The sequence below is a fragment of the Methylomarinum vadi genome (genome assembly GCF_000733935.1).
Lineage (GTDB): Bacteria > Pseudomonadota > Gammaproteobacteria > Methylococcales > Methylomonadaceae > Methylomarinum > Methylomarinum vadi.
This window is the reverse complement of sequence record NZ_JPON01000001.1, coordinates 4285964-4312315: the sequence shown is the minus strand read 5'-3', so window position 1 is coordinate 4312315 and position 26352 is coordinate 4285964. Positions and strand designations below refer to the sequence as shown.

The following is a 26352-nucleotide window of genomic DNA, read 5'->3' as shown; positions in this document are numbered from 1 at the left end:
TTAGTTCAAACCCTTAAAAGTCTTCATTGCAAATTGTAAATCCTCCCAAGCCTTGCGTTTTTCCAACGGCGAGCGTAACAGGTAGGCAGGATGATATATCACAATTAAGGGAATGTTATCCAGTTTATGAACGACGGAACGCAATTTTGCCAGGGGATCCTGCGTTTGCAGCAGATTTTGCGCGGCGATGCGACCGACGGCCAAAATGATCCTCGGTTGAACCAGGGCGATTTGCCGTTGCAGGAATTCACGGCAAGCCTCCACTTCATCGCTTTTGGGATCGCGATTGCCGGGAGGACGACACTTCAAGACGTTGGCGATAAAAACCTGGTCGCGGGACAGACCCATGGCCCGGATCATTTCCGTCAATAATTGCCCCGCCTTGCCGACAAAGGGCTTGCCTTCCAAATCCTCGCTTTGTCCCGGCGCCTCACCGATCAACATCCAGTCGGCTTGCTTGTTGCCGCTACCGAACACAGTTTGCGTTCGGGTTTCACATAATTGACAACGTCGGCATGCGGCCACTTGGCGTTCCAGATCGTCCCAGTTATCCTCCACGGGCATTTCTGCGACGTTTTCGATTGTTTCCTCTTGCTGTTTGGGCTCAACAGCGGCTTCAACTGGTTCGATCGACACGGCAGCCCGATTCCGCCTGGGAACCCAAACCTCTATTCCCATCGCCTGCAAATATTGCAGACGAGTCTCGTCATCGACTACGGAATCAGACGCCATCGCTCAACGCTTACACATCGCCGATTTGCGGATGCTGCCTGTACTCGGGCGACTGCAACTTATTAACGGCATTGATATAGGCCTTGGCGGAAGCGATCACAATATCGGTATCGGCGCCCAGGCCGTTGACGATGCGTCCGGCCTTGTCCAGCCGCACCGTCACCTCGCCCTGGGCATCGGTTCCGGTAGTGATATTGTTGACCGAATACAGTTCCAACGAGGCCCCGGTCTGGACCAGGCTCTCGATCGCCTTCAAACTGGCATCGACCGCGCCGCCTCCCGTCGAGCTGCCGGTCAGCTCTTCGCTACCGACCCGAATGGTGACGGTGGCATTTGGGGTTTCGCCGGTTTCCGAGCAAACCTTCAACGAAATCAGTTTGACTTTCTCCTCTTCCGCCGAGACACTGACTTCCGAGATCAACGCCTGCAGATCTTCGTCGAAAATATCGTGTTTTTTGTCCGCCAATTGCTTGAAGCGGAAAAAGGCGTCGTTCAATTCTTCCTCGCTGTGAAACTGGAATCCCAATTCGTTCATGCGGCTCTTGAACGCATTGCGGCCCGAATGTTTGCCCAATACCATGCGATTGGCCGACCAGCCGACATCCTCGGCCTTCATGATTTCATAGGTTTCCCGGCTTTTCAACACGCCGTCCTGGTGAATACCGGATTCATGCGCGAAGGCATTGGCGCCGACGATGGCTTTGTTCGGTTGCACCGGAAAACCGGTAATGGTCGACACCAGTTTCGAACAGGTCACGATTTGCGTGGTATCCAAGCCGGTATAACAAGGGAAGATATCCTGGCGCGTGCGCACCGCCATGACCACCTCCTCCAACGAGGCGTTACCGGCCCGCTCGCCCAGGCCATTGATGGTGCACTCGATTTGCCGTGCGCCGTTCATGACCGCGGCCAAGGAATTGGCGACCGCCAGACCCAAGTCATTATGGCAATGCACAGAAAAGATCGCCTTGTCCGAATTCGGAATGCGTTTGATCAGATTGGCGATGGTTTCGCCGAACTGCTGCGGCACGCTGTAACCAACGGTATCGGGGATATTCAACGTGGTCGCGCCGGCATCGATCACCGCTTCCAGGATACGGCACAAGAAATCTTCGTCGGAACGCCCGGCATCCTCCGGGGAAAATTCGACATTATCGGTATATTGCCGCGCCCGTTTTACCGCCCGGACCGCGTATTCGATCACTTGTTCCGGCTCCATCTTCAATTTCATCTGCATATGGATCGGCGAGGTCGCGATGAAGGTGTGTATCCGCGAGCTGTTGGCACGCTTTAAGGCCTCCCCGGCCCGGTCTATATCTTTATCCAACGCACGAGACAAACCGCATACGGTGCTGTCTTTAACCGCCTCGGCCACGGTCTGCACCGATTCGAAATCACCGGGACTGGCCGCCGGAAAACCGGCTTCGATTACATCGACTTTCATGCGTTCGAGCGCCTTGGCGATACGGACTTTTTCATCGCGCGTCATCGACGCGCCGGGACTTTGCTCGCCATCGCGCAAAGTGGTATCGAAAATAATTAATTTGTCTTTCATGACGACTCCATTCATGAAGCAACATCAGCCTTGGGGCTGACAGAAAATGGTTCTTTTTGTTTTGAGAGAGAGTTAGATTCGCAGCCCCTCAGGGCAGCAGGAATCCTAGAGACAGGCCAAGCAATACGCGCAGCAAACCCTTGTCGAGAAACGACAATACCGGACACGGTGATGAGATTGCTGTGATTGGGAATTTCATAGCGCCTAACTATACTGCATTGCCGAACGTCCGACAAGCAATGATTCATTCTTTACGAAGATTCGTGCTTGCGATTATGCCATTTTCTTCTCAATACCAACGTCACGACGGGACCCGAAATGGCATATCCAACCGCCAATACGAACAGCATCGTTTGCGGCTGGGCCATGATGAAGCCGATTCCTAACATGATAGCGATGGCGACGACAAACGGCACTTTTCGTTTCGGATCGATTTCCTTGAAACTGGAATAGCGGAAATTACTCACCATCAACAAGCCAGTCATGATCGTCGTCACCAACACCAGATATTTAATCGACTCGACGTCATAACCGTATTCCAGACTGATCCAAAGCCCGCCCGCCAGAATCGCCGCCGCCGCGGGACTTGGCAAACCTTGAAAATAGCGTTTATCGGCGACCTCCACCTGGGTATTGAAGCGCGCCAGCCTCAAGGCGCCACCGGCCATATGCACGAAGGCCGCGAACATACCCAATTTACCGAGACTGCCGAAGGCCCACAGGTACATGACCAATGCCGGCGCCGCGCCAAACGAAACCATGTCGGACAAACTATCGTACTGCACGCCAAACTCGCTCTGGGTGTTGGTCAAACGCGCCACCCGCCCGTCCAAGCCGTCCAGGATCATCGCCACGAACATCGCCACGGCGGCGGACTCGAAACGCCCGTTAATCGCCGAGGTAATCGCATAGAACCCGGCAAACATCGCGCCTGTGGTGAACAGATTGGGTAAAAGATAAATGCCGCGATGACGAACCGTAGATTTTTTCTGACTCATGACTTTTCTTTTTGCAAAGCGCAGCGATAAAACGAAGGCAATCATTGTACCCGTTTATCCGACGGCGCAAAGTGAAATTCTTGTTACATAAAAAAGCCCATCGTTATGACGGGCTTTTTGTTAGGCAAATTGGAAACCGGTTATTAATGACTGACTTCCACCTTGGCGCCTTTAGCCTGTCCGATCTCGGCCAGCGTTTGGCTAAACCAATCGGTATCGATATCGAAAGGTTTGCCGCCCTTGATGCGCGGGAACTCGATCGCGCGCAGGACATTGTTATTGTCTTCGTCATGCCCCATCACACCCGATTCGCGGCGGAAAGCGCATTCGACCGCTAAATCGGCACAAGACTTGATCAATCGCATGTCTTCGACATTGGCCGCGGAAGCGCGAGAAAAATAACCGGACTTTTGTACCAGCGTTTTTTCCGCTCCGATCATTTCGGAGAATTGCTCGGCGAACCATTTACCCGGATTGACCGCGTCCAGTTTAATATGGCCAAAGGCATCGCGCGGAACCTCCTGGCCTTGGGCCTGCATTTCGGCGACGATCGCGTCGACGCCGGCACCTTCGGAGATGAAGATATTGACGCAGTCTACCTTATCCATTACCTCGCGTAGACGTTTGGCCTCGGCCGCCAGGTCGATTTCCATTTCCGGAATGAATACGCCGTGGACCTCGAAAGCGGCACGATCCAAACCGATCTCCGGCAGCCATTCGGAACGATCCAGCAATTTACGGTATTCCAGTGCGGTCGCCGCCGTCAGCCAGCCGCAGTTACGTCCCATCACCTCGTGCACGATCAACATGCGCGGGTTGGCGTTGTTTTCCGCGACCACGTTTTGAAAGTAGTGCGCGCCCTGCTCTGCCGCGGTCCAGGCACCGAGGGATTGTTTGATCGGGAAGACATCGTTGTCGATAGTTTTGGGCAGGCCGATCACGGTCAAACCATAATCGTTTTTGGCCAGGAACGCCGCCAAATCGGCCGCCGCGGTGTTAGTATCGTCCCCGCCGATGGTGTGCAGCACATCGACGCCATCCTTAACCAGCTGGTCGGCGGCGACTTTTTGCGGATCCTCGCCTTCTTTGACCAGACCGCGTTTGACGCAATCCTTGACGTTGGTCAGCTTGACCCGGCTGTTACCGATCGCGGAGCCGCCGAAACGTTGCAGCAAACCGGCATTACTGCGGATTTCCGGCGTCACTTGATAGTAATCGCCTTTCAGCAGCCCTTTGTAACCGCCCCGGTAACAAATGATGTCGATGCTCGGATCGATTTCGCTGTAACGCTCGATCAGGCTGCCGATGGCAGAGTTCAAACAGGGTGCCAAACCACCCGCCGTTAAAATCGCAACTCTATTTGGTTTACTCATGATGAATGTATTTCTTGAAATTAACTATAAAATCGTAGGATGGGTAGAGGCGCGCGCCGCTACCCATCGAGCAACTAAACAACCACCCGCTCAAGCGGGTGGGTTCCAATAACGGACTGAAAGTCCGGATACGCGTCGACTAAACGACGCGTCTTAGTCGGGCTCCATCTTGAAATTATCGTTTGGATTAGGTTCAAAGTGATGCTCCAAATATTGCTTTATCATCTCATCAGTCATTTGCCCCACTGTGGCGCAAAAATAACCGCGGGCTCAAAAATGTCGACCCCAATATCGCTTTTTCAAGTGCGGGAACTCTTCGAACAGATAGCTCGAAGTTCGTCCCTTGATTCGCCTCATGATTTCGCTTGGGGCCATAGTCGGCGGCGCACTCACCAAAATGTGCACATGATCTTTGCTCACGACACCTTTGATAATCCGTATCTCAAAGGCTTCGCATGTCTGCCGCACCAAGTCTCTCACTCGTTCGGCTATTTCATCCTTCAGCACTTTATAACGATACTTCGTAACCCAAACAAAATGATACTCAATTTGGTAAACCGTATGGCTGCCGTATCTATAGTCCATCGCCACCTCCTTGGGCAAATTATCGCAGCTAAAGCTGACCGGCTAAAGCCGGTGGTTTAAACCTTATGATGGATAATTAAAAACAATAGGTTACGCTATCGCGCAACCCATCCTACGGAATTATTAATTTTTCGATTTATCGACAATCTTATTGGCTTCGATCCAAGGCATCATGGCGCGCAGTTTCTCACCCACTTGTTCAATCGGATGCTCGGCATTCAAGCGGCGACGCGCAGTCATTTCAGGATAATTAGTCATGCCTTCCATGATGAAGCGTTTCGCGTATGCGCCGGTTTGGATGTTTGTCAGCGCTTCGCGCATGGCCTTACGGCTTTCCTCGTTGATCACGCGGGGACCGGTGACATATTCGCCGTACTCGGCATTGTTGGAAATGGAATAGTTCATGTTGGCGATACCGCCCTCGAACATCAGGTCCACGATCAATTTCAATTCGTGCAAACATTCGAAATAAGCCATTTCCGGTGCGTAACCCGCTTCTACCAGCGTTTCGAAACCGGCCTTGACCAGTTCCACCGCACCGCCGCAAAGAACCGCTTGCTCACCGAACAAATCGGTTTCGGTCTCGTCGCGGAAAGTCGTTTCGATGATGCCGGAACGGCCGCCGCCGATCGCCGACGCGTAAGAAAGACAAATATCTTTCGCGGTACCGGAAGCATCCTGTTGAATCGCAATCAAGTCAGGGATACCGCCGCCACGAACGAATTCGGAACGAACGGTATGGCCAGGTGCCTTGGGTGCGATCATGATGACATCGAGATCGGCGCGCGGCACGATTTGGTTGTAAAGAATCGCAAAACCGTGCGCGAACGCCAAAGCCGCACCTTGTTTCAGGTTAGGTTCGATTTCCTGTTTGTACAATTGCGATTGAAATTCGTCGGGTGTCAGCACCATCACGACATCCGCCCCGGCGACCGCTTCGGGCACGGATTTTACCGTCAAACCAGACGCTTCCGCTTTCGCCACCGATGCGGAACCGGCACGCAAACCAACCACAACATCGACACCGGAGTCTTTCAGGTTGTTTGCATGGGCATGGCCTTGCGAACCGTAACCAATAATCGCGACTTTCTTGCTTTTGATGATTGAAAGGTCAGCGTCTTTATCGTAATAAACTTGCATGAGTTTTCTCGTTTCCTATTGCTAAAATTTCAAAGTCCGGATTGAGTGGTTTTTGTTAACGCCTTAAAACCAAATCCGCTTCTTATAGATGTAAACCTTTTTCGCCCCGTGAAATGCCGGTCGGTCCAGAACGCACCACTTCGATGATGCTGTCTTCGGCCAATGCCTTGATAAAGGCATCGAGCTTATCGGAAGGGCCTGTCATTTCGACGACAAACGTGTTGACGGTGACATCGATGATCTTGCCGCGAAAGATATCCGCCATACGCTTGACTTCCTCGCGGGTGGCATCGGTTGTTCTAATCTTCACCAGCATCAGTTCGCGCTCAACATGCACCGACTCAGCTAGATCGATCAATTTGACGACATCGACCAATTTGTTCAATTGCTTGGTGATCTGTTCGATAATTTGGTCATTGCCCCGCGTCACCAGGGTCATGCGCGATAGGCTGGAATCCTCGGTCGGCGCAACGGTCAACGACTCGATATTATAGCCGCGTGCGGAAAACAGGCCGGCTACCCTGGATAACGCCCCAGCTTCGTTTTCTATCAGGATGGATATAATATGCCTCATGATAACTCCCTATCCACCGGCGTACCCGGTGCCATTCTTAGCTTCATGTCGTGATGCGCTTTGCCCGACTCGATCATCGGATAAACGTTCTCGGTGCGGTCGGTGATGAAATCCAAAAATACCGTGCGATCTTTCAAGGCAAAGGCCTCTTCGAGTGCGCCTTTGACATCTTCCGGTTTTTCCACACGGATGCCAACATGGCCATAGGCTTCGGACAGTTTGACGAAGTCAGGTATGGTATCCATGTAGGAGTGGGAATAACGGCTTTCATAGGAAAATTCTTGCCACTGCCGCACCATGCCCATGTAGCGGTTATTCAGATTGACGATTTTAACCGGGGTTTTGTATTGCAACGCGGTCGACAACTCCTGAATGCACATCTGAATGCTGGCCTCGCCGGTAATGCAGGCCACATCCGCCTCGGGATGCGCCAACTTGACGCCGATCGCCGCCGGTAACCCGAATCCCATGGTGCCCAGGCCGCCGGAGTTGATCCAACGGCGCGGTTTATCGAAATGATAATATTGCGCCGCATACATTTGATGCTGGCCCACATCGGAGGTGACATAAGCATCGCCCTTGGTCACCGCGTACAACTGTTCGACCACATATTGCGGTTTAATGACACGGCTTTCCCGGTCGTAATCCAAACAATTAACCGAACGCCATTTTTCGATATGGTTCCACCAGGTCTCCAGGGCACTCTTGGACGGTTTTTTCTTGCCGGTCTTGATCAACTCGATCATTTGCTCCAATACCGGCTTCACCTGCCCGACGATGGGCACATCCACCATCACCGTCTTCGAAATGGAAGCCGGGTCGACATCGATATGGATAATCTTGGCATACGGACAAAACTCGGCCAGCTTGCCGGTCACCCGGTCGTCGAAACGTGCGCCCACCGCCAGTATCACGTCGCTTTCGTGCATCGCCATGTTGGCTTCGTAGGTGCCGTGCATCCCCAACATGCCGACGAATTGGTTGTCGGTCGCGGGATAGGCGCCCAGTCCCATCAGGGTGTTAGTGATCGGATAGCCGAGCATTCGCGTCAGCTCGGTCAACTCCTTGCTCGCCTCGCCCAATACCACGCCGCCGCCGGAATAGATCATCGGCCGTTGCGCCGACAACAACAGATCCACCGCCTTCTTGATCTGCCCCTTATGGCCGCTGACCGCCGGATTATAGGAGCGCATCGAGATTTTTTTCGGATACTTGTACGGCACCTTGATGTTTGGATCGGTAATGTCTTTTGGGACATCGACCAAAACCGGTCCGGGTCGCCCGGTCGTGGCGACATAAAAGGCTTTCTTAATGGTCTCGGCCAGTTGCGTGACATCTTTGACCAGAAAGTTGTGCTTGACGCAAGGCCGGGTAATACCGACCGTATCGACTTCCTGAAAGGCATCGCTGCCAATCACCGGCGAAGGGACCTGGCCGGAAATAATCACCATCGGAATCGAATCCATGTAGGCCGTGGCAATACCGGTCACGGCATTGGTCGCGCCCGGACCGGACGTCACCAACACCACGCCGGGTTTGCCGGTTGCGCGCGCATAAGCGTCGGCCGCGTGCGCCGCTGCCTGCTCGTGTCTGACCAGAATATGTTTTATGTTTTCCTGGTGGAAAAGCGCATCGTACAAATGCAGCACCGCTCCACCCGGGTAACCGAAAATATATTCCACGCCTTCGTCTTTAAGACATTGAACGACTATCTCTCCGCCACTGAGTTCCAATTTCTCATCCCCAATTTACTGACCATACTGTAAGCCGACCTCTCGCCCTACCCGCAACGGATTCAATAATCGCGCGGGTTTAATCCGGAAAGGTTGACCAAACCGCTGGATTCACCAGCCTCGTCAAGAAAACGGATTATTCTACTAGCTTCTGGCGCAATTTTGAAATTTTCTTGAAAATCCGCCAGATTCATGATTAAGTCTGAGGAAATTACGCAAATCACGTCCCGCTTTCCGAGTTTCGAATCATGCCGCACACGACAAAAACGCCAGCAGAAAAATTACGCGAATTATTGAATCGCCCAGGCTTGCTGGTCATGCCCGGTTGCCACGACGCGATTTCCGCCAAGCTGTGCCAGCTGGCCGGGTTCGAGACCGCATTCATGAGCGGCTTCGCCGTTTCCGCCAGTCGGCTCGCGCAACCTGATACGGGTCTGATTTCCTACACCGAATTACTGGATCAAGGGCGGAATATTTGCGACGCCGTATCCATTCCGATTTGGGGCGACGGCGATACCGGCTTCGGCAACGCCATCAATATCAAGCGTACGGTACACGGTTACGCCCAGGCCGGCTTTGCCTGCATCATGCTGGAAGACCAGGTGGCCCCGAAACGCTGCGGCCATACCAAGGGCAAGGCTATCGTCAGTCGCGACGAAGCGGCGATGCGCATTCAAGCCGCCATCGATGCCCGCAACGAAGGCGCCGATATTCTGATCATGGCCCGTACCGATGCCCGCAGCACCCACGGCCTGGAAGAAGCGATCAAGCGCGCGCAAATATTTCACGCCCTAGGCGCCGATATCAATTTTGTCGAAGCGCCGGAAAGTATCGATGAAATGCGCGAATATTGTTCTCGCGTACCCGGCTATAAAGTCGCCAATCTGATCGAACACGGCAAAACGCCGTTATTATCGCATCAGCAACTCGAGGAGATGGGTTATAAAATCGCCGTTTATCCGCTGACCTTGTTAAATGTCGCCATCAAGGCCATGCAACAATCGCTGGACCAGTTAAAAAACGGCCAGCCATCGGAGGTATTGGACTTCCAGAAACTGACCCACATCGTCGGCTTCGACGACTATTACCAAGAGGAAAACAGATACCGGTTAGGCGATGAATAACCCCCCGGACTCTTCCGACGAAGATCGCACCCGCATTGCCCCAGCTGCGAGTAATTCAGCCGATAACGACCGCGCTTTCACGAAATTTCTGAAAATCGAGGGCATTGTCGGCGAAGGCGGCATGGGCCGGGTTTTATTGGGCTACGATGAAACTATCGGCCGCAGGGTCGCCGTCAAGGAACTGCTGGACTCCCGCCAAACACCGGCCGAAACCGGTTTCAGTTACGAGGACATCAAAAACACCTTCCTGCACGAAGCCAAACTGACCGGAAAACTGGAGCATCCGGGCATCATCCCGATTTACCAACTGGGCGAGCGCGCGCAGGGCAAGCCCTACTATGTCATGCGCTATGTCAGGGGCGATACCCTGGAAACTTTGTTGCAAGACTGTGAAAGACAAGCCCCCGACCAACGGTTGGCGCGACGCCTCAAACTACTGGATGTTTTGATCGATGTCTGTGACACGCTGGCCTATGCCCATGCCAAGGGCGTCATTCATCGAGACCTGAAACCCAGCAACATCATCCGCGGCGAATTCGGCGAAACCATCGTGCTGGACTGGGGTTTGGCGCAAATGCTCGCCGACAGCGACAACACCTATTTTTATCGGGAAGCCCAAAGGCATCAACGCCATACCCTCAACGACACGCTGAGCAGCGAAACCCTGGGCACGCCCTACTATATGGCGCCGGAGCACTAAACAACCACCCGCTCAAGCGGGTGGGTTCCAATAACGGACTGAAAGTCCGGATACGCGTCGACTAAACGACGCGTCTTAGTCGGGCTCCATCTTGAAATTATCGTTTGGATTAGGTTCAAAGTGATGCTCCAAATATTGCTTTATCATCTCATCAGTCATTTGCCCCACTGTGGCGCAAAAATAACCGCGGGCTCAAAAATGTCGACCCCAATATCGCTTTTTCAAGTGCGGGAACTCTTCGAACAGATAGCTCGAAGTTCGTCCCTTGATTCGCCTCATGATTTCGCTTGGGGCCATAGTCGGCGGCGCACTCACCAAAATGTGCACATGATCTTTGCTCACGACACCTTTGATAATCCGTATCTCAAAGGCTTCGCATGTCTGCCGCACCAAGTCTCTCACTCGTTCGGCTATTTCATCCTTCAGCACTTTATAACGATACTTCGTAACCCAAACAAAATGATACTCAATTTGGTAAACCGTATGGCTGCCGTATCTATAGTCCATCGCCACCTCCTTGGGCAAATTATCGCAGCTAAAGCTGACCGGCTAAAGCCGGTGGTTTAAACCTTATGATGGATAATTAAGCGGCCAGGCTAGTAAACAGAGCGATGTCTATAGTCTCGGCGTGATTCTGTTCCGGCTGTTGACCGGCGGACTGCCTTACGGCGGGGGCCTGGAAACGATAGCAAAGCACCTCACCGGCAACGCGCCCTCCCCCAACCCCGGCAAATACGAAAAAACGGCGCCTCCCGAACTGGTTGCGGTCTGCAACAAGGCTATGCAAAAAGACCCGCATTTGCGCTTTGCCGATGCCCAGGAAATGGCCGAACAGCTCAAAGCCTTTCGGGACGGGCGTGTCGTCAATATTTACGCTTACAGTCGACAGGAATTGTTACGCCGCTTCTTGAACCGCAATAAAACGCTGGTATTCATGAGCCTGGCTCTATTAGCCGCCATCCTCGCTGGCGCCGGCTTCTCGGTGCATTATGCGTTGGCGATGAAACAAGCGAAGCATCAGGTCGAAAACTCCTTGGCCACCGTCACGACGTTCAGCGAAACGGCGCAAAAACAAGCGCAAGTCGTCGCGACCGCAATCAAACAAGGAACGTCGCAATTGTTCGAGGATCTGCATAACGCGGCCGCTCAATTAAGCAAACTGAACCTGGCCGAGCCGGGCAACGTCCAGCCTATCCTGGACAAGTTGCAAAGCCTCTATCCCAAATTCGAACGCTTCTCGGTCAAGCCGATCGGCGCCATATCTTCAGCCACCTCGGCCGGTTGGCGCAGCAGCGCGCAGGAATTTTCGGCGCCAACGGCGGAAACCCAGGATGGCCACTTGAATGTGTATTTCCGCGTACCGGTGATGCAAGAGGGGCAAATCAGCCATTTTCTGGAAGCGCAAATACAGCCGGAACGGGTTTTGCCCGAACTATTTCCGATGACGGCGGAAATTCCCGTTCATGCCCGCGACATTTGGATCATGGCCAACGACGGTTTGATCGTATTCGACAAAAACAGCCGTTACCAGGGCAGCAATTTGTTTCTCGACCCGCGAAACCAGCAGTCTCCCTCGTTGCTGGCGTTCGGCCACCTGACACTGACCGACGAGGACGGCATCGGCTATTATTCCTTCATCGAGGACAACCACGAAATTTTCAAAATCGCCGCCTGGGAAAGAGTCGAATTTACTCCCTCGAAAAGCTGGCTCGTGATCGTCAATTACAGCTATATGGACAAGCCAAGGTAGGCGGTGTATTTTCGGCATGGGTGCGCCGCGCCCCGGATCGAATTGAATATCCAGGCTCCCCGATCGCGCCGAGTCCGGCGCTCCTACAGCAGTAATTCGACTTCGTAGCCGGCAAACTTACGGATATTGATCACCCCGCTATCGAAAATCAAATACTGTCCCTTGATTCCCTGTAACACGCCCGTGACTTCCGCTTTTTTATCGAAATTGAACGATTTGACCTTGGCCGGGTACACCTCCACCGGATAGTCGATATCCACGGCCTCGGCATCGGGCAGATATTCGATCGCGGCCTCATCGAAACGCCCGGCGATATCGGCCAGCTCGTTTTCGCATTCGATTAACAATTCGTCCCGTATCGCCGGCAAGTCGATCCGTTCGACCTGATTTTTCAACATACGCTGCCAGCTGGTTTTATCGCTGACATGATTGGCGATGACGACCTCGACTAACCCGGAAATATAGCGCGATTGCACTTTCATGATCGGCAACGCCTGTACCGCTCCCTGGTCGATCCAGCGGGTCGGTATCTGATTCTGCCGGGTGATGCCGACCTTGATGCCGGAAGAATTGGCCAGATACACGTAATGCGGCTGAAAACAGAATTGCTGCGCCCATTCCGGTTCCCTGCAGGTTCCTTTATCGTAATGACAGGTTTCCGGCTTCATGATGCACATATCGCATTGCGCCAGCCTGGTAAAGCAAGGATAGCAATATCCCTGGTTAAAACTCTTATTGGTCTTACGTCGGCAGTGAATACAAAATATTTGCCCGTTATAGCGTAAGGTTACTTGCCGGCCGATCAGCGGATTCAGATCCACTAATTCCTCCGATAACGGCAAGCGATACGAAACCGGACTTGCCAACTCTGTTTCCATTTTACGCAAACACCCTAACACCAAATCCCCCAAATTGATCGATGACAGCTGTTATAATGACATTTTTTTGCATTCAGACAAAGAGGATGTAAATGTCTATTGCCAAAGTCGTACCAGGAAAAGACGCGCCTGACATCATCAATGTCATCATCGAAATACCCGCTTCCAGCGATCCGGTTAAATATGAAGTCGATAAATACACCGGGACACTCACTGTCGATCGTTTCATGGGCACCGCGATGCAATACCCGAGCAATTACGGTTATATCCCACGAACGCTCTCCGAGGATGGCGACCCGGTCGATGTCATGGTGATTACCCCCGCACCACTGCTAAGCGGGTGTATGATCAAAAGCCGTCCGATCGGCATATTGCAAATGACCGACGAGTCGGGGCCCGATCCCAAATTACTCGCCGTTCCCATTCCCGAGCTGACCCCCTATTACAATCACGTCAAAAGTTACAAAGACATTCAGCCGGACAAACTGGCAAGAATCTATCATTTTTTCGAGCATTACAAGGATCTGGAGGAAAACAAATGGGTCAGGCTGGACGGCTGGGCGGGAATTGAGGAAGCCAAGAAAGAAATCATCGACAGCCTCGAGCGCTATGAAAGATTGATCAAGAAACCGTCTTTATAATCGGCACTCAAGCAGAGCTTTATATTAATTAACGCCGGTAAGAACCGGGATTCACATTGAATTCGGAGAGCAGGTCGAGGCCGCTACGTTCTAACACGTCGAAGGACTGTCCGTTCGTGATATCGACCTTCGCCCATTGCGCCATTTCCCAGGCCCTGATCAATTGTGACGCAGGCGGTGCCGCGATATATAAGGCGATCGCCGCGACCAGCAGCAGGGACGACGCCGTGGCATCGTTGTAACTGAACAATTTCAGCGCCGTGCCGAACGACTTTTTCATGCGGCCGTTGGCGAGATCGACGCTGAAAACTTCATCGAGGCATAGATGCACGATGAAACCAAACACCAGAAAAATGCCGCTCAACCATGATTGCAATACAGTCCAATGCAAAAAATAATGGTTGACGCAGACCGCCAACAAGCCGAAAAACAGCGCCCCGAGCAAAGAGTGGAAAACGCCGCGGTGAACCGTCGTCTGCTGAAACAAGAAAAACAACGGATAACGCACCAGCAGAAAACCCACCGCCGCTGCCAGCAGCAAGCGTTGCGACTCCAGGAAAGGCGCGAAAATCGTCCACACCGACACGCCGCACAATCCGGCCAAAAACGTGAACAGGCGCTTGACCGGCGTGGAATTGTCGGCATCGATATCGGGCAGCATCCCGCCGATTACGCCGATAAACATATACCAGGCCGCATCCATGGCCTCTATCAAACCGACATAGGCCGCGGTCGACGCAGCCAGGCCGCTTGCGGCCGAAGCCACGGTCACGTGGGTGTTAAAATTCGCCATATTTGCTGATAAAAATTCCCTGTCTTCGCGCTAAACGGACTTATGCGGCCGCTTCATGCCGCTTGTTTATGTTGTTGCTGGTACTTGCGATAATTGATGGAAATTTTCAATCCGGCGAAACGACCGGACATCTTGATTAACTCGTCGCTTTCCCTATCGAAAGTCAACTTGACGACACTGAGCTTGCGATCCTCGTAACCTTCTTCAATGTCGTAGGCCTCCAACTCGAAATGGTAAGTAAAAATCTCTTGATCGGACTTTTTCTCGATTGCCAAGGGCTCGCCCAGCTTTTGCAGGACCACCGATTTCAACGGCAATTCAGTGTTGATTTTCGCTATTTTGTCGGTATCGACCTTCAGTTGACGTTTGCCTTTATTGATCTCGGCGCTACCGAGCGAGCGAAAAGACAGTTCCAGGAACTCAGGCGGCGCGATCTGCAAAAATAACGGCGAAAACGACCAAGCCGAGATTTGATCGTCCTTGTCGAAGGCCAAGTCGAAGGAAAACTGCACTTCCGGTACGACCAAACGCCCGTCATTATCGATTTTACGAAAACGGTATTTCCACAACTTGCCGTTCTTGGTGGCCTGGATCTCGCTGGGCTTCAGTTTGGCCAGAGAGACGAAATCATCGCTCAGCAAAATAGGATCCTTGAAATGGACGATGAAACTGTCTTCCACACTGATGGCGAAATGTTCGTCGAATTCATCCATTTGCAAATAGGTCTGATACGCGCGCCACCAGTAGAAACAACCGGTCATTGTCGACAAAAGACTGAATAACAACAATAACCGAAATAGTTTGACCAGCTTATTTTTCATCATATACCTCTGACCTGCGCGGCCGCGCTGCGCGACATTGACAAACGCAACCGCGAGGAAACCGTACGCCGTATTAATGCTGCGTTCCCGAAACGGCGCCTTCTGTCGACTGCGTTAACAAAATATTTTCCACGTCGACTTTGTCGAAATGGTATCTTGCACCACAAAACTGGCAATCGACTTCAATATCTTCCCGCTCTTTTAATATCTCTTCCAACTCATCCCGTCCCAATGCCAACAACGTGCCGCTAATTTTCTGGCGGGAGCAATTACAGTGAAATTCCACCGGCTCGGGCTCGTACAAACGTACTTTCTCTTCATTGAACAAACGATACAGCATTTCCTCGCTATCCAAGGTCAGCATTTCCTTCGCCGTGACCGTGGAAGCCAACATTTCGATGCGCTCCCAATCCTGTTTGTAGCTTTTCCGGTCCGGAAGTTCCTGAATCATCAAGCCGGCGGCATGGGTTTGATTAGCGAACAGCCAAAAGCGCGTCGCCAACTGTTCCGACTGCCTGAAATAAAGCTGAAGAATATCGGCCAACGTGTCTTTTTCCAGAGAAACAATCCCTTGATAGGGCTCGGCAATTTCCGACTCGATCGTCAACACCAAATGCCCTTCCCCCATCATTTCCTTGAGATTGGCGCCCGCCACCCCGGCAACACTGCGCACCAACCCCCTGATTTTGCGCTCGTTGGTCGCCTGGGCCACCAAAGTTTTTAAATCGCCATTGCCCTGAACCTGCAGAATCATCGAACCTTGAAACTTTACCGTCGCCGACAATAACACCACCGCCGCCAACGCTTGCCCCAATTGTTCATCGACCCGGTCATTGACCAATGTTTGAAATTGTTTGGCCTGGCGCAGGCTGTCTTCCAAGCGCACCCATTCCCCGCGTACGCCCAAATCCTCGAAAATAAAACGTCTCAAACAATCTTGTTCTTTCATGATATTGATGGGGTTAACAAACTAAATGAGACCATTATAATCTATAGCTCTGCTCAAGAACTGATGCTAGGACGGTTCCCATGATCTTTTCCAATAAAAAAACGCAATTACCTTCACCCGAAGAGGCCTTGCCGGGTCGCGCCACTCCCGTGTGCACACCAAAATTTCATTTCGTCACCGGCAATCCGATCATCCCCCCTTTTCCGGATGGTTTGGAACAGTCTTTGTTCGCTATGGGCTGTTTCTGGGGCGCGGAGAAAAGATTCTGGCAGCAAACCGGCGTCTACAGCACGGCGGTCGGATATGCCGGCGGTTATACTCCCAATCCGACGTACGAAGAAGTCTGTACCGGGCAAACCGGCCATGCCGAAGTCGTCATGGTTGTTTTCGATCCAGAGCAAATCAGCTTCCAACGCCTGTTGGAGTTGTTTTGGGAAGGGCATAATCCAACCCAGGGCATGAGACAGGGCGTCGATATCGGGACGCAATACCGCTCGGCCATTTACTTCTATTCGGAAAAGCAGGAACAAGCCGCCCTCAACAGCAAGGCACACTATCAGGAAAGATTGCACGCCTATGGCTTCGACTCCATCACCACTGAAATTCTGCCCGTTCCGGAATTTTTTTATGCCGAGGACTACCACCAGCAATATCTGGCCAAGACCCCTCGCTTAAGCAGTTGCGACATCCCTTTGAGCGAGACGGGGAGACCGAGTTATCGTTAGAATGTTCGATCCGAACAGGGCGCCGGGGCCCGATTCTAATTGACCGTTCCAGCAATTCTCGATGATGGAGTATTTCTCCCTTTAATTGCTTACAATCGCCCGGAAACTCTTGTAAGATTGTAAGGTCTTACCCGTTAACTTGTTTAACCTATGGAATAAAAAAATGAGACTGACTACTGCAACAACTCGTACCCAAGAGAGCATTTTAGCGACCAATAAAATGCTGAAAAACACTTATCTGCTGTTGTCCATGACCCTGCTGTTCAGCGCGGCCATGGCCGGCGTGTCCATGGTCTTGAATCTGCCGCATCCCGGCATGATCATTACCCTGGTCGGCTATTTCGGACTGTTGTTTTTAACCCATAAATTTAGCAACAGCGCGCTGGGATTGGTCTTCGTTTTCGCCCTGACCGGCTTCATGGGCATGACCCTGGGCCCGATCCTGAATATGTATCTGCACGTGTTCAGCAACGGCCATGAACTGATCATGACCGCCCTGGGCGGGACCGGCGTGATTTTCCTCGGCTTGTCCGCCTATGCCTTGACCACGCGCAAGGATTTCAGCTTTATCGCCGGTTTCCTGATGGTCGGCATTTTGGTTGCGTTCATCGCCGGCCTGGCCGCGGTGTTCTTCTCCATTCCGGCGTTGTCGCTGGCGGTTTCGGCAATGTTCGTGTTGTTGATGTCGGGTTTGATCCTGTTTGAAACCAGCGCCATCATTCACGGCGGCGAAACCAATTACATCCTCGCCACCGTCTCGTTGTATGTCTCCATTTACAATTTGTTCCTGAGCCTGCTGCAATTACTGGCGGCTTTCGGCGGCGATGATTAAGCTTGCATCGCTCATCGGAAAAAGTCCGGCGTTGCCCGGACTTTTTTTTATCCTTGTCTTGGCTTCGTGCCAAAGCCCGAAAACTCCGGACCAGGTCGCGTTAAAGTTTTGGCAGGCCATGGCCGCCAACGACCTGACCGGCGCCGAACATTACACCACCTCGGAAAGCCGGCCATTATTGCAATCGTCCGAACAAAAGTTCCAGGGCGCCAGTTTCGCCATAGGCCAAATCGTCATCGACACCGACCAGGCTCGCGTCGAAACCGAAGCCAGGCAAGCCAACGATAAAACGACCACTTTCACGACCTTCCTAGTCAAAGAGGAGCAGCAATGGCGCGTTGATTACCGGCGCACCCGTTACGGTCTATCCGAAGATATATTCAACGGCTTGTTCGACAGCCTGAAGAATATCGGCGAAAACCTGAACAAACAACTGGAACAACAAATGCCTGAGATAGAGAAGGAAATGGAGTCGTTTGGCCAGGAACTGAAGAAACAGTTGGATAAATTAGGCGAGGAATTGGAAAAATCTTTCCCGCCGCCACCGGAAAAGAAAACCGATCCCTACCAGGACAGTATTTAACACGCCGTGGGAGCGGCCGCCCCAAGCAAGAGCCTCGGCATTCGATTCGCGCGAAGGTTGGCGCCCCACATTGTCAGCGCATATTATTTACCAGGAACCTTACCTCTTAAACCATTGTTCGAACGCTTCGGCGCGAAGTGGCTTGCCAAACAGATATCCCTGACCTTCCCGGCAACCGGCCTTTTCCAGAAATTGCCGCTGTTCATCGCTCTCCACGCCTTCCGCAATCACCGCCAACCCCAAACTTCTGCCCATCGCAATGACCGCATCGGCTATCGCCATGTCGTTGGGGTCCTCCGGGATATCCCGTACGAACGACTGGTCGATCTTAAGCTTGTGTATGGGCAATTTCTTCAGGTAGCTTAACGATGAATACCCCGTACCGAAATCGTCGATAGACAAGGTGACGCCCAGTTCTCTCAGATTAGAGAGTTGGCCGACCGCAAACTCGGCCTGTTGCATGATAAATCCCTCGGTAACCTCCAACTCCAAGCGGGAGGCTGGCAGACCGCTCAGTTGTAAGGCGCTTTTTACCACGTCCAACAAACCGCCGCGTTGAATCTGCACGCCGGAGACATTGACCGCGACGCAACCGAAGTCGATGCCTTGATCCAGCCATCGTTTGGCTTGCCGGCAGGCATTATGAAGAACCCACTCTCCCAGGGGCAAAATCAATCCGCAGTCCTCGGCCAACGGAATGAATTTGTTTGGGGGCACGTTACCCAATTCCGGATGCCGCCAACGCACCAGGACCTCGACGCCAACGACCTGCCTTCCCTGCAATTCCACTTGGGGCTGATAGACTAAAAACAGTCGCTCCTCGTCAATCGCCCGCCGCAGATTGTTTTCCAGCATGACCCGCTCGAAGGCGTGACGGGTCAATTCTTCGGTATAGAACTGATAAGTATTGCGTCCTTTCGCCTTGGCACGGTACATAGCTGCATCGGCGTTCCTAAGCAGGGTCGCGGCATCCTTGCCGTCTCCGGGATAGAGACTGATACCGATACTGGTTGTCACGCGAATATCCAGTTCGGTTAGGGAAAATGGTTCGGAGAAAGCGGCCATCAATTTTTTCACGGCCACCACCACATGCTCCGCTTTGTCGATATTCTCCAGCAAGCTCACGAATTCATCGCCGCCCAGACGGGCTACGGTATCCTCCTTACGCACCGCGGCTTCCAGTTTAGCCGCTACTTGCCGCAATAACTCATCTCCCGAGTTATGGCCGAAACTGTCGTTGATATGTTTGAAATTATCCAAATCCTGAAAAATCACCGCCACCTGGGTACCCTGACGATCCGCATGCCGGATCGCTTGCTCCAGCCTGCCATACAACAACAGACGATTGGGCAAACCTGTGAGAGCGTCGTGATGCGCCAAGTGGTCCAATTGTTGCTGCGATTGCTTGAGTTCGCTGATATCGGTAAAAACACCGACATAGTGCGTTAAACGATTTTGCTCGTCGACGACACCGCTAATAGTCAACAACTCCGGAAAGACCGTTCCGTTCTTACGCCGGTTCCATAACTCGCCCCGCCATTTGCCGTTATCTTTCAGCGAACGCCACATTTCGATAAAAAAACTCTTATCATGACGTCCGGATTGCCAGATTTTTGGATTACGCCCGATCACCTCTTCTCGACGGTATCCGGTGATTTCGCTAAAGGCGCGATTGACCTCGACGATATTGCCATCGGCATCGGTAATGACGACACCTTCGCCGGTGCTTTCGAACACGCTGGCGGACAAACGCAGGCGTTCTTCGGTTCGACGCATCTTGCTTAAATCGCGAATACTCAACAACATGCCTCCGGCCAATCCTGAACCGTCCCGTACTACCTTCAGATTCACTTCGAGAGGACGATGGGTGGGATTGTGACGGTCTTCGGCTTCTAAAATAATAGCCCCCTCTTCGGCCGACTGTTGCGCCCGACAAACGGGACAAATTTCATCCTCGCCATCAGGATGCACCAATTCGACGATATGTCGCCCCAGGCACCGTTCTGGAGCGAGCCCGATCATGCGGTAAAACGCTTGGTTGGCGCGCACCAAATGCCGTTGCATGTCGATGAGATAGATGGCGTCTTCGAACTGGTCCATGGCTTGATTCCATTCCCATTCCACTCTGGCCAGGCGAGCCTGGTTCTCGACTTGTTCGGAAAAGTCACGGGCCACGGCGAACATGACCTCGCGCCCATGAAAGCGCCCTTGATTGAGCACGACATCCAACGGAAAATATTGCTCGGTAGCGCGCCGTCCCCAGAAAGAAAAATGCTGCCTGTCTCCTGCTGAAATCTGTTGCCTGATATTTTCCAGATCGGCCTTATCGTTTTTGTGCTGGTCAGCCAAATCCAGCAATCGTTTGCCGCTAAAAAATTGCCGGGAATGACCGAACATAGTTACCACGGCCCTGTTGACATCGATCATATAGCCATCCCGATCAACGATAAAAATACCATCCGGCACACTGTTGAACAGGCCGCGGTAGCTTTCTTCCGATTCGCGCAAACGTTCTTCCGTTTGTTTACGTTCCGAAATATCGCGGGAAATACCGAAAACTCCTTGTATATCGCCATCGATAATCAAAGGCCCCTTGGTCGTCAAATAGGACAGGCGCCGACCGTCGACAAGCACCGGCTCTTCATAGGTCTGTGTGCGTTTCTCCAGCATAAAACGGCGGTCATCCTGCTGATATTTTTCCGCCAGATTGTCCGGAAACAACTCATAGTCCGATGCGCCCATTAACTGGTCTTTAGTTTTATTCAGTAGCTGGACTAATGCTCGATTGACAAGCTGGTAACGACTGTCGCGGTCCTTGACGAAAATGGCGTCGGAGGAGCCTTCCACCAGAGCATTCAGAACGGCATGCAAACGATTCCGTTCCTGCTCCTGCTGATAGTGCCGGGTAATGTCCTGTACCGTCCCAATGCAGCGGACTTCGGCAATCGACTCGTCGTAAATAGTCTCGCCTCGTGCCTTGACATACTTGATCCGCCCTTCGTCGAACTGTAAACGATGGACGATCTCGAAGGGGCTATGGTTGGCAACCGATTCTCGATAAGTTCGATCGACCAATTCACGGTCTTCCGGATGGACGATTCCCAGAAAACTTTCGTAGGCCACTTCCACCTGCTGAGGAGGCAACTCGAATATAAGAAAAACCTCGTCGGACCACCATATAGTACGCTCAACCAAATTGTATTCCCAACTGCCGATATGGGCCACTTGTTGCGCTTCGCTCAAACGGGATTCACTGCGCCGCACATTCCTCAACAATTCCTTGTGTTCCTGTAACAAATTAAACAATATTCCGGTTTCGACCGAAATGGGTCCGGACAGCGGCCTGATGGCCAGAAAAGTCAAAAAACTGCCCGCCAACGTTAAAATAACGATGAACAGTATTGTTTGCATGGCCTGCGCATAGGCGTCCGCAAAAAAATCGTTGCTATCGTTAACAAACAATACCAATCAGCCCGTATCGCCAATCGGATTAAGGGCAACTATCAATTGTTTTCCGTCAGGAACCGAAAGTAAATGAACAGTTGCTTTTTTCTCCAGTGGGAATTGTTTGACTTGCCCGTTGATAGTTTCAAGAAGATCCCGATGATTCGACTTAATCGACGTCAATAAATCCGTGATGCCCGCCGCCTCCCTCGCCGCCAGGCGGATAGTGCCGCTGCCCCGGTAGCGGAGAAAAAAACCATGCAGAATAGCATCCAGCCGTTGATAATCGAACACAACCAGATCGATACCGGCCTTCATACCTTCGCGATTGTTAATCGGAGCACTAAGCACCAAGCGCTTGCGGCCATCAATCTCTCGCGGCGTCCCTAGCTTGATGGAATCCGCCGCAAAATCTTTCGGCCATAGTGACGTGGGTACGGATTCGCCTATTTGTATCAATACCCGTCCTTTGGTGCTAAGTCTACTAATGCCGATCATATCGGGAGCCAAACGCATGGCATCGGCCAATTTAGGCCGGCTGAATGCCGCTAACGCTTCCTGACTAATCAAGCCCCGGTTGTATTTTTCCAGTTCCTGACGAATACGGGTCCGACTGGTAATTTGCGTGGTGATATTTTTGAGCCGATTAATCTCCGCTTCGAGCGCGGCCGTTTGCAGTTCCATCGCGGACAGCAAGGCGGCCTCAAGCTGTCTCCTCTCGGCGCGATACAATAGATACGTAAAAACCGCGCCCAACAACAAGCTGATCAACACCAGGCTTGTTACGGCGCGGAATTGCAAGCGGCGATGAATTCGATTCGACTGGGGCAAATCGAATTCAGATGCTGAAAAAGCGTTATTGGACACGTCGCATCATGATCCTGGAAAAAAGGTTGAGCGGGGCGACTCACACAGCGCGGCGGCGCGATGTTTAAAAACATCACCTAAGATGAAATAGTTTTATTATCAACCAAGTATAGTAAAAGTGCCGTATTCGTTCCCAGTTATCAACGGCACTGCATCAATTCATATCGATTGGACTCGAAAACTTCTCACCTTATTCGTCGACCTTGCTGACATCGATAAAGCCATGTATGCCGCGCTTGCTTTCCGCCGCCAACCAGGCTTTCAACAGATCCAGGTCCTCGCTTTGTTCCAATTCATCCAGGGGGGCTTTCTTTTTCAATAAGCGGAATGCGGCGGACAAGATTTTATAGCGTGAACCGGTTATGCCGGCGCGTTTCAGGCCTACCGTATTGAGACGGTAATGCCTGGCAGGCCGGCCGCCAATCAACATAAAGGGAATAACGTCTTTATTCAGGCCGGTCGTGCCCTGAACGATGGCGTAGGAACCGACTCGGCAAAACTGGTGCACGACCACACCTCCGCCCATGAAGACATTGCTGCCGACTTCGACATGTCCGCCGATCGCGACATTATTGGCGAATATGGTTTTGTTGCCGACGCTGCAGTCATGGGCGACATGACTGTTATTCATGAAATAGCAATCCGAACCGATGCAGGTGACTCCATCGATTTTCGAGGACCGATGGGCGGTGAACCCTTCGCGAAAAGTGTTACGATCGCCCACTTCCAGCCAGGAAACGCTGTCCGGATCGAAACTGACATCCTGCGGCAAATCGCCTAGGACGACATGAGGATGCAGGATATTGCCCTCGCCCATTCTGACATAACGTTGCACCACGGCATGCGCGCCGATTTGGCAGTGATCGCCGATAACAACATCATTTTCGATCACGGCGAACGGACCCACCTTGATATTGGCGCCCAGTTTCGCACCATCGGCAATGTATGCGGTCGGATGTATGTTTTGTGTCATGTATTATCCTCTCGGGTGAAATTTCTCATGCAAATCCCTTAGCCTCTCTTGCGCGATATGGGTATAGATTTGCGTGGTCGATAAATCCGAATGCCCCAATAATAACTGCACCACGCGCAGGTCCGCGCCATGATTCAATAAATGGGTGGCGAAGGCATGGCGCAAGGTGTGCGGGGACATTTCCTTAGTGATACCGGCTTTCTTGGCGTAGCGTTTGATGATATGCCAGAACGCCTGTCTTGTCATGCCGTTCGCGCGTTTGGTCACGAACAAAAAATCGCACTGCCTGCCGGACAAAAGCAGTTGCCGGCTATCGGCGAAATATCGCTCTATCCAATTCATCGCTTCGGCGCCGATCGGTACCAGCCTTTCCTTATTGCCCTTGCCGGTGATACGGAGACAACCGAGTTGCAGATTCAACTGCTCGAATTTCAATCCGACCAATTCCGACACGCGCAGACCGGTCGCATAAAGCACTTCCAGCATGGCCCGGTCGCGTAACCCCAGCGAATCGCCGGTTTCGGGCGCCGCCAGCAACAATTCGACATCCGCTTCCGACAAGGAGAGCGGTAAAACCCTGCCGATATGCGGCGCGTCGATCAGCGCGGTGGGGGCGACTGTGATCTTACCTTCGCGCAACAGATAATTATAGAAGCGGCGCAGGCTGGACAATATTCTGGCGGACGTGCGATGACCGATGCCCTGACGATAACGAGTCGCCAAAAACTCGGCGATATCCGCCTCGTCGGCATCTGTCAGTGTCTTATTATTTAACCATTTCGAAAACTGCCGCAAATCGCTGCCGTAGGCCGCCAACGTGTTGTTACTGAGCCCGAACTCCACCCACAACGCGTCAAGAAAAAGATCGATTAACCTCACCGCGTCCGGCGTTATTTCATCTTCTCTGTGTTGCTTCATATTGTAGGATTCGGCGTTTTAGTTCAACATACGGCCCTTCCTTTTGCCCCATGAAGCCGCCGATTCCGCGCACGGCCACCACTCGGTGACAAGGGATAAAACCGGGAAATGGATTGCTTCTGCAGGCGTTGGCGACGGCGCGGGCACCGGAACCGACTCGTTGCGCCAATTGCGCATACGTCAACGTTTCGCCAAAAGGAATTCGGATCAGTTCTTGCCAGACCCGATGACAGAATTCCGTCCCCTGCCGCCGCAGTACAAGATTTAATTCGCAGCGCTCGGGCCGCTCTAGAAACAGCCTGACCTCTCGTTGCAACGACGTACAGCAATTTGCTTCATGCCCCGATAAAGGATGCCATTCGCTATGTTGTATCACTTCATCGGTCAAATACAAATACAGAACAGCAAAGTCCGTTACGACCGGAACCTTACTTTCAGCGTTATCTTGCGACGTTTGCCAACAAATCGTTAATCCCATAGCTTTGTCACGAGCAAAAAAAAGGCAGCCTAACCGGCTGCCTTTTCGATCCGAAGCGGTTTCCGTAAACTTTCGATTAGGAAAGTTTTTCTTTAATACGAGCCGCTTTACCGGTCAGTTCGCGCATATAATACAGTTTCGCGCGACGAACGTCACCACGACGCTTCACTTCAATACTGCTGACCAGCGGACTGTGCGTTTGGAATACACGCTCGACGCCGACACCGTGAGAAATTTTTCTGACGGTGAAAGCCGAATTCAAACCACGATTCCGTTTTGCGATCACCACGCCTTCGAAAGCCTGCAGTCTTTCGCGGTTACCTTCGATAACTTTCACCTGAACGACGACGGTATCGCCAGGACCAAATTCCGGTACGTCTTTTTTCAGCTGTGCCGCTTCCAATTCTTTAATAATATTACTCATTACCACACCCTAATTAACATCTATTTCAGTTTTAAACTCTTCCAGCAAAACAAGCTGTTCCGCCGTTAATGCCATTTTTTTTATCAAATCCGGCCGTCTCAGCCAGGTCCGGCCCAAGGCTTGTTTCAAACGCCACCGCTCGATCGCCGCATGATTGCCGGTCAGCAACACCTTCGGCACATCGCCCAGCTCGCTTGCTTCCGGCCGGGTAAAATGCGGACAATCCAGCAGACCTCGCATGTGCGAATCCTGCATTGCCGATTGTTCATGCCCCAGCACACCGGGAATCAACCGTGTCACCGCATCGATGACGATCAAGGCGGCCAGTTCGCCGCCGCTAATAACATAATCACCCAGGGACCACTCATCGTCACAAACGTTTTCGATAAAACGCTCATCGATCCCTTCATAACGCCCCGCCACCAGAATCAGCTGGGATACATCGGCGACTTCCGCCAACACCGCCTGAGTCAACGGCTTGCCTTGCGGACTCAAGCACACCACCCGCGACGTTCCAGAATTATCTTGCCGTCTGGCGTCATTAACCGCCTCCAACAACGGCGGGAATTTCATTACCATTCCCGGCCCGCCGCCATAAGGCCTGTCATCGACCGTCCTGTGCCTGTCGTGGGTATAATCGCGCGGATTCCAGGTCGCCAGTTGCACCACGCCCCGCTCGATGGCCTTTCCCGTCACGCCATAACCGGCGGCGTCCCGCACCATCTGAGGAAACAGTGTGACCACGTCAAAACGCATGGCAAG

26 protein-coding genes and 2 pseudogenes are annotated in these 26352 nt (G+C 52.3%); 7 read left to right on the top strand and 21 right to left on the bottom strand.

Annotation, left to right across the window (positions count from 1 at the left end):
• The 9 genes and pseudogenes from EP25_RS0121385 to EP25_RS24100 all read right to left on the bottom strand — a co-directional run bounded on the left by EP25_RS0121385 (window position 1) and on the right by EP25_RS24100 (window position 8884).
• A complete protein-coding gene (locus EP25_RS0121385; protein WP_031435728.1) occupies window positions 1-732 on the bottom strand; it encodes a uracil-DNA glycosylase in 732 nt (243 codons plus the stop codon).
• A gap of 10 nt (window positions 733-742) precedes the next feature.
• On the bottom strand, window positions 743-2287 hold the full coding sequence (locus tag EP25_RS0121380) for a 2-isopropylmalate synthase (RefSeq protein WP_031435727.1): 1545 nt from the start codon (window positions 2285-2287) through the stop codon (window positions 743-745).
• A 251-nt stretch (window positions 2288-2538) separates the two neighbouring features.
• Window positions 2539-3285 (bottom strand): CDP-diacylglycerol--serine O-phosphatidyltransferase, encoded by a 747-nt coding sequence (gene pssA, locus EP25_RS0121375; protein WP_031435726.1) that lies wholly within the window; start codon window positions 3283-3285, stop codon window positions 2539-2541.
• Between the two features lie 143 nt (window positions 3286-3428).
• Window positions 3429-4658, bottom strand: a complete 1230-nt coding sequence (locus EP25_RS0121370; RefSeq protein ID WP_031435725.1) for a pyrophosphate--fructose-6-phosphate 1-phosphotransferase — start codon at window positions 4656-4658, stop codon at window positions 3429-3431.
• A 153-nt stretch (window positions 4659-4811) separates the two neighbouring features.
• Window positions 4812-5243, bottom strand: a pseudogene (tnpA, locus tag EP25_RS0121360) (IS200/IS605 family transposase).
• A gap of 123 nt (window positions 5244-5366) precedes the next feature.
• Entirely contained in the window at window positions 5367-6383 is a 1017-nt protein-coding gene (gene ilvC / locus EP25_RS0121355) for a ketol-acid reductoisomerase (RefSeq protein WP_031435724.1), read from the bottom strand.
• Between the two features lie 82 nt (window positions 6384-6465).
• Window positions 6466-6957 carry an acetolactate synthase small subunit gene (ilvN, locus tag EP25_RS0121350; protein WP_031435723.1) on the bottom strand — a complete coding sequence of 164 codons (492 nt, stop codon included), beginning with the start codon at window positions 6955-6957 and terminating at the stop codon, window positions 6466-6468.
• On the bottom strand, window positions 6954-8690 hold the full coding sequence (locus EP25_RS0121345) for an acetolactate synthase 3 large subunit (RefSeq protein ID WP_031435722.1): 1737 nt from the start codon (window positions 8688-8690) through the stop codon (window positions 6954-6956). Before EP25_RS0121345 ends, ilvN begins: the two co-directional genes overlap by 4 nt.
• A gap of 62 nt (window positions 8691-8752) precedes the next feature.
• On the bottom strand, window positions 8753-8884 hold the full coding sequence (locus EP25_RS24100; protein ID WP_268745427.1) for a hypothetical protein: 132 nt from the start codon (window positions 8882-8884) through the stop codon (window positions 8753-8755).
• 54 nt (window positions 8885-8938) lie between these two features.
• Between EP25_RS24100 and EP25_RS0121335 the strand changes: the two genes are divergently transcribed.
• Together EP25_RS0121335 and EP25_RS0121330 are read left to right on the top strand one after the other, a co-directional pair.
• Window positions 8939-9814 carry an isocitrate lyase/PEP mutase family protein gene (locus tag EP25_RS0121335; protein ID WP_031435721.1) on the top strand — a complete coding sequence of 292 codons (876 nt, stop codon included), beginning with the start codon at window positions 8939-8941 and terminating at the stop codon, window positions 9812-9814.
• Complete coding sequence (locus EP25_RS0121330; protein ID WP_031435720.1) at window positions 9807-10514, top strand: serine/threonine-protein kinase; 708 nt, start codon at window positions 9807-9809, stop codon at window positions 10512-10514. Before EP25_RS0121335 ends, EP25_RS0121330 begins: the two co-directional genes overlap by 8 nt.
• Before the next feature lie 75 nt (window positions 10515-10589).
• Here the strand turns inward: EP25_RS0121330 and tnpA (EP25_RS0121320) are convergent.
• Window positions 10590-11021 (bottom strand): annotated as a pseudogene (gene tnpA / locus EP25_RS0121320) (IS200/IS605 family transposase).
• Window positions 11022-11142: 121 nt separating this feature from the next.
• Between tnpA (EP25_RS0121320) and EP25_RS0121315 the strand changes: the two are divergent.
• A complete protein-coding gene (locus EP25_RS0121315; RefSeq protein ID WP_051906962.1) occupies window positions 11143-12264 on the top strand; it encodes a hypothetical protein in 1122 nt (373 codons plus the stop codon).
• A gap of 83 nt (window positions 12265-12347) precedes the next feature.
• Here EP25_RS0121315 and EP25_RS0121310 read toward each other — a convergent pair whose 3' ends face one another.
• Window positions 12348-13142, bottom strand: coding sequence for a DUF2797 domain-containing protein (locus EP25_RS0121310; protein WP_031435718.1), 795 nt, complete (start codon window positions 13140-13142; stop codon window positions 12348-12350).
• 92 nt (window positions 13143-13234) lie between these two features.
• On the opposite strand from EP25_RS0121310, the gene ppa reads away from it, so the two are divergent.
• Window positions 13235-13783: an inorganic diphosphatase gene (gene ppa / locus EP25_RS0121305; RefSeq protein WP_031435717.1), complete on the top strand. Its 549-nt coding sequence runs from the start codon at window positions 13235-13237 to the stop codon at window positions 13781-13783.
• A gap of 28 nt (window positions 13784-13811) precedes the next feature.
• Here the strand turns inward: ppa and EP25_RS0121300 are convergent, their stop codons facing one another.
• The 3 genes from EP25_RS0121300 to hslO form a co-directional block, all read right to left on the bottom strand.
• Window positions 13812-14576, bottom strand: coding sequence for a metal-dependent hydrolase (locus EP25_RS0121300; RefSeq protein ID WP_084191131.1), 765 nt, complete (start codon window positions 14574-14576; stop codon window positions 13812-13814).
• A 53-nt stretch (window positions 14577-14629) separates the two neighbouring features.
• Window positions 14630-15397: a hypothetical protein gene (locus tag EP25_RS0121295; RefSeq protein ID WP_031435715.1), complete on the bottom strand. Its 768-nt coding sequence runs from the start codon at window positions 15395-15397 to the stop codon at window positions 14630-14632.
• A gap of 73 nt (window positions 15398-15470) precedes the next feature.
• Window positions 15471-16346 carry an Hsp33 family molecular chaperone HslO gene (gene hslO / locus EP25_RS0121290; RefSeq protein WP_031435714.1) on the bottom strand — a complete coding sequence of 292 codons (876 nt, stop codon included), beginning with the start codon at window positions 16344-16346 and terminating at the stop codon, window positions 15471-15473.
• 80 nt (window positions 16347-16426) lie between these two features.
• Between hslO and msrA the strand changes: the two genes are divergently transcribed.
• The 3 genes from msrA to EP25_RS0121275 all read left to right on the top strand — a co-directional run bounded on the left by msrA (window position 16427) and on the right by EP25_RS0121275 (window position 18486).
• Window positions 16427-17071 carry a peptide-methionine (S)-S-oxide reductase MsrA gene (gene msrA / locus EP25_RS0121285; RefSeq protein ID WP_051906961.1) on the top strand — a complete coding sequence of 215 codons (645 nt, stop codon included), beginning with the start codon at window positions 16427-16429 and terminating at the stop codon, window positions 17069-17071.
• A gap of 163 nt (window positions 17072-17234) precedes the next feature.
• Window positions 17235-17903: a Bax inhibitor-1/YccA family protein gene (locus EP25_RS0121280; RefSeq protein ID WP_031435712.1), complete on the top strand. Its 669-nt coding sequence runs from the start codon at window positions 17235-17237 to the stop codon at window positions 17901-17903.
• Between the two features lie 118 nt (window positions 17904-18021).
• Window positions 18022-18486 carry a hypothetical protein gene (locus tag EP25_RS0121275; protein ID WP_152555712.1) on the top strand — a complete coding sequence of 155 codons (465 nt, stop codon included), beginning with the start codon at window positions 18022-18024 and terminating at the stop codon, window positions 18484-18486.
• Between the two features lie 99 nt (window positions 18487-18585).
• On the opposite strand, the gene EP25_RS22260 is transcribed toward EP25_RS0121275, so the two are convergent.
• The 7 genes from EP25_RS22260 to trmD all read right to left on the bottom strand — a co-directional run bounded on the left by EP25_RS22260 (window position 18586) and on the right by trmD (window position 26346).
• Complete coding sequence (locus EP25_RS22260) at window positions 18586-21897, bottom strand: sensor domain-containing protein (protein WP_152555711.1); 3312 nt, start codon at window positions 21895-21897, stop codon at window positions 18586-18588.
• Window positions 21898-21954: 57 nt separating this feature from the next.
• Window positions 21955-22761: a hypothetical protein gene (locus EP25_RS0121265; protein WP_152555710.1), complete on the bottom strand. Its 807-nt coding sequence runs from the start codon at window positions 22759-22761 to the stop codon at window positions 21955-21957.
• Window positions 22762-22987: 226 nt separating this feature from the next.
• Window positions 22988-23770, bottom strand: a complete 783-nt coding sequence (gene lpxA, locus EP25_RS0121260) for an acyl-ACP--UDP-N-acetylglucosamine O-acyltransferase (protein ID WP_031435708.1) — start codon at window positions 23768-23770, stop codon at window positions 22988-22990.
• Window positions 23771-23773: 3 nt separating this feature from the next.
• Window positions 23774-24688, bottom strand: coding sequence for a site-specific tyrosine recombinase XerD (gene xerD / locus EP25_RS0121255; protein WP_036300851.1), 915 nt, complete (start codon window positions 24686-24688; stop codon window positions 23774-23776).
• Entirely contained in the window at window positions 24666-25166 is a 501-nt protein-coding gene (locus EP25_RS22255) for a methylated-DNA--[protein]-cysteine S-methyltransferase (protein ID WP_036300848.1), read from the bottom strand. Before EP25_RS22255 ends, xerD begins: the two co-directional genes overlap by 23 nt.
• A 76-nt stretch (window positions 25167-25242) precedes the next feature.
• Window positions 25243-25590, bottom strand: a complete 348-nt coding sequence (gene rplS, locus EP25_RS0121245; protein WP_031435705.1) for a 50S ribosomal protein L19 — start codon at window positions 25588-25590, stop codon at window positions 25243-25245.
• 9 nt (window positions 25591-25599) lie between these two features.
• Complete coding sequence (gene trmD / locus EP25_RS0121240) at window positions 25600-26346, bottom strand: tRNA (guanosine(37)-N1)-methyltransferase TrmD (RefSeq protein ID WP_031435704.1); 747 nt, start codon at window positions 26344-26346, stop codon at window positions 25600-25602.
• Window positions 26347-26352: the final 6 nt, after the last annotated feature.

Coding starts and splice junctions, on each gene's coding strand:
- ilvN (WP_031435723.1), bottom strand. CDS start 6,957: ATGAGGCATATTATATCCATCCTGATAGAAAACGAAGCTGGGGCGTTA.
- EP25_RS0121295 (WP_031435715.1), bottom strand. CDS start 15,397: ATGAAAAATAAGCTGGTCAAACTATTTCGGTTATTGTTGTTATTCAGT.
- EP25_RS22255 (WP_036300848.1), bottom strand. CDS start 25,166: ATGGGATTAACGATTTGTTGGCAAACGTCGCAAGATAACGCTGAAAGT.
- msrA (WP_051906961.1), top strand. CDS start 16,427: ATGATCTTTTCCAATAAAAAAACGCAATTACCTTCACCCGAAGAGGCC.
- EP25_RS0121280 (WP_031435712.1), top strand. CDS start 17,235: ATGAGACTGACTACTGCAACAACTCGTACCCAAGAGAGCATTTTAGCG.
- EP25_RS0121370 (WP_031435725.1), bottom strand. CDS start 4,658: ATGAGTAAACCAAATAGAGTTGCGATTTTAACGGCGGGTGGTTTGGCA.
- EP25_RS24100 (WP_268745427.1), bottom strand. CDS start 8,884: ATGAATCTGGCGGATTTTCAAGAAAATTTCAAAATTGCGCCAGAAGCT.
- EP25_RS22260 (WP_152555711.1), bottom strand. CDS start 21,897: ATGCAAACAATACTGTTCATCGTTATTTTAACGTTGGCGGGCAGTTTT.
- rplS (WP_031435705.1), bottom strand. CDS start 25,590: ATGAGTAATATTATTAAAGAATTGGAAGCGGCACAGCTGAAAAAAGAC.
- EP25_RS0121335 (WP_031435721.1), top strand. CDS start 8,939: ATGCCGCACACGACAAAAACGCCAGCAGAAAAATTACGCGAATTATTG.
- lpxA (WP_031435708.1), bottom strand. CDS start 23,770: ATGACACAAAACATACATCCGACCGCATACATTGCCGATGGTGCGAAA.
- EP25_RS0121300 (WP_084191131.1), bottom strand. CDS start 14,576: ATGGCGAATTTTAACACCCACGTGACCGTGGCTTCGGCCGCAAGCGGC.
- EP25_RS0121310 (WP_031435718.1), bottom strand. CDS start 13,142: ATGGAAACAGAGTTGGCAAGTCCGGTTTCGTATCGCTTGCCGTTATCG.
- EP25_RS0121275 (WP_152555712.1), top strand. CDS start 18,022: ATGGCCGCCAACGACCTGACCGGCGCCGAACATTACACCACCTCGGAA.
- trmD (WP_031435704.1), bottom strand. CDS start 26,346: ATGCGTTTTGACGTGGTCACACTGTTTCCTCAGATGGTGCGGGACGCC.
- EP25_RS0121330 (WP_031435720.1), top strand. CDS start 9,807: ATGAATAACCCCCCGGACTCTTCCGACGAAGATCGCACCCGCATTGCC.
- EP25_RS0121385 (WP_031435728.1), bottom strand. CDS start 732: ATGGCGTCTGATTCCGTAGTCGATGACGAGACTCGTCTGCAATATTTG.
- pssA (WP_031435726.1), bottom strand. CDS start 3,285: ATGAGTCAGAAAAAATCTACGGTTCGTCATCGCGGCATTTATCTTTTA.
- ppa (WP_031435717.1), top strand. CDS start 13,235: ATGTCTATTGCCAAAGTCGTACCAGGAAAAGACGCGCCTGACATCATC.
- hslO (WP_031435714.1), bottom strand. CDS start 16,346: ATGAAAGAACAAGATTGTTTGAGACGTTTTATTTTCGAGGATTTGGGC.
- xerD (WP_036300851.1), bottom strand. CDS start 24,688: ATGAAGCAACACAGAGAAGATGAAATAACGCCGGACGCGGTGAGGTTA.
- EP25_RS0121380 (WP_031435727.1), bottom strand. CDS start 2,287: ATGAAAGACAAATTAATTATTTTCGATACCACTTTGCGCGATGGCGAG.
- ilvC (WP_031435724.1), bottom strand. CDS start 6,383: ATGCAAGTTTATTACGATAAAGACGCTGACCTTTCAATCATCAAAAGC.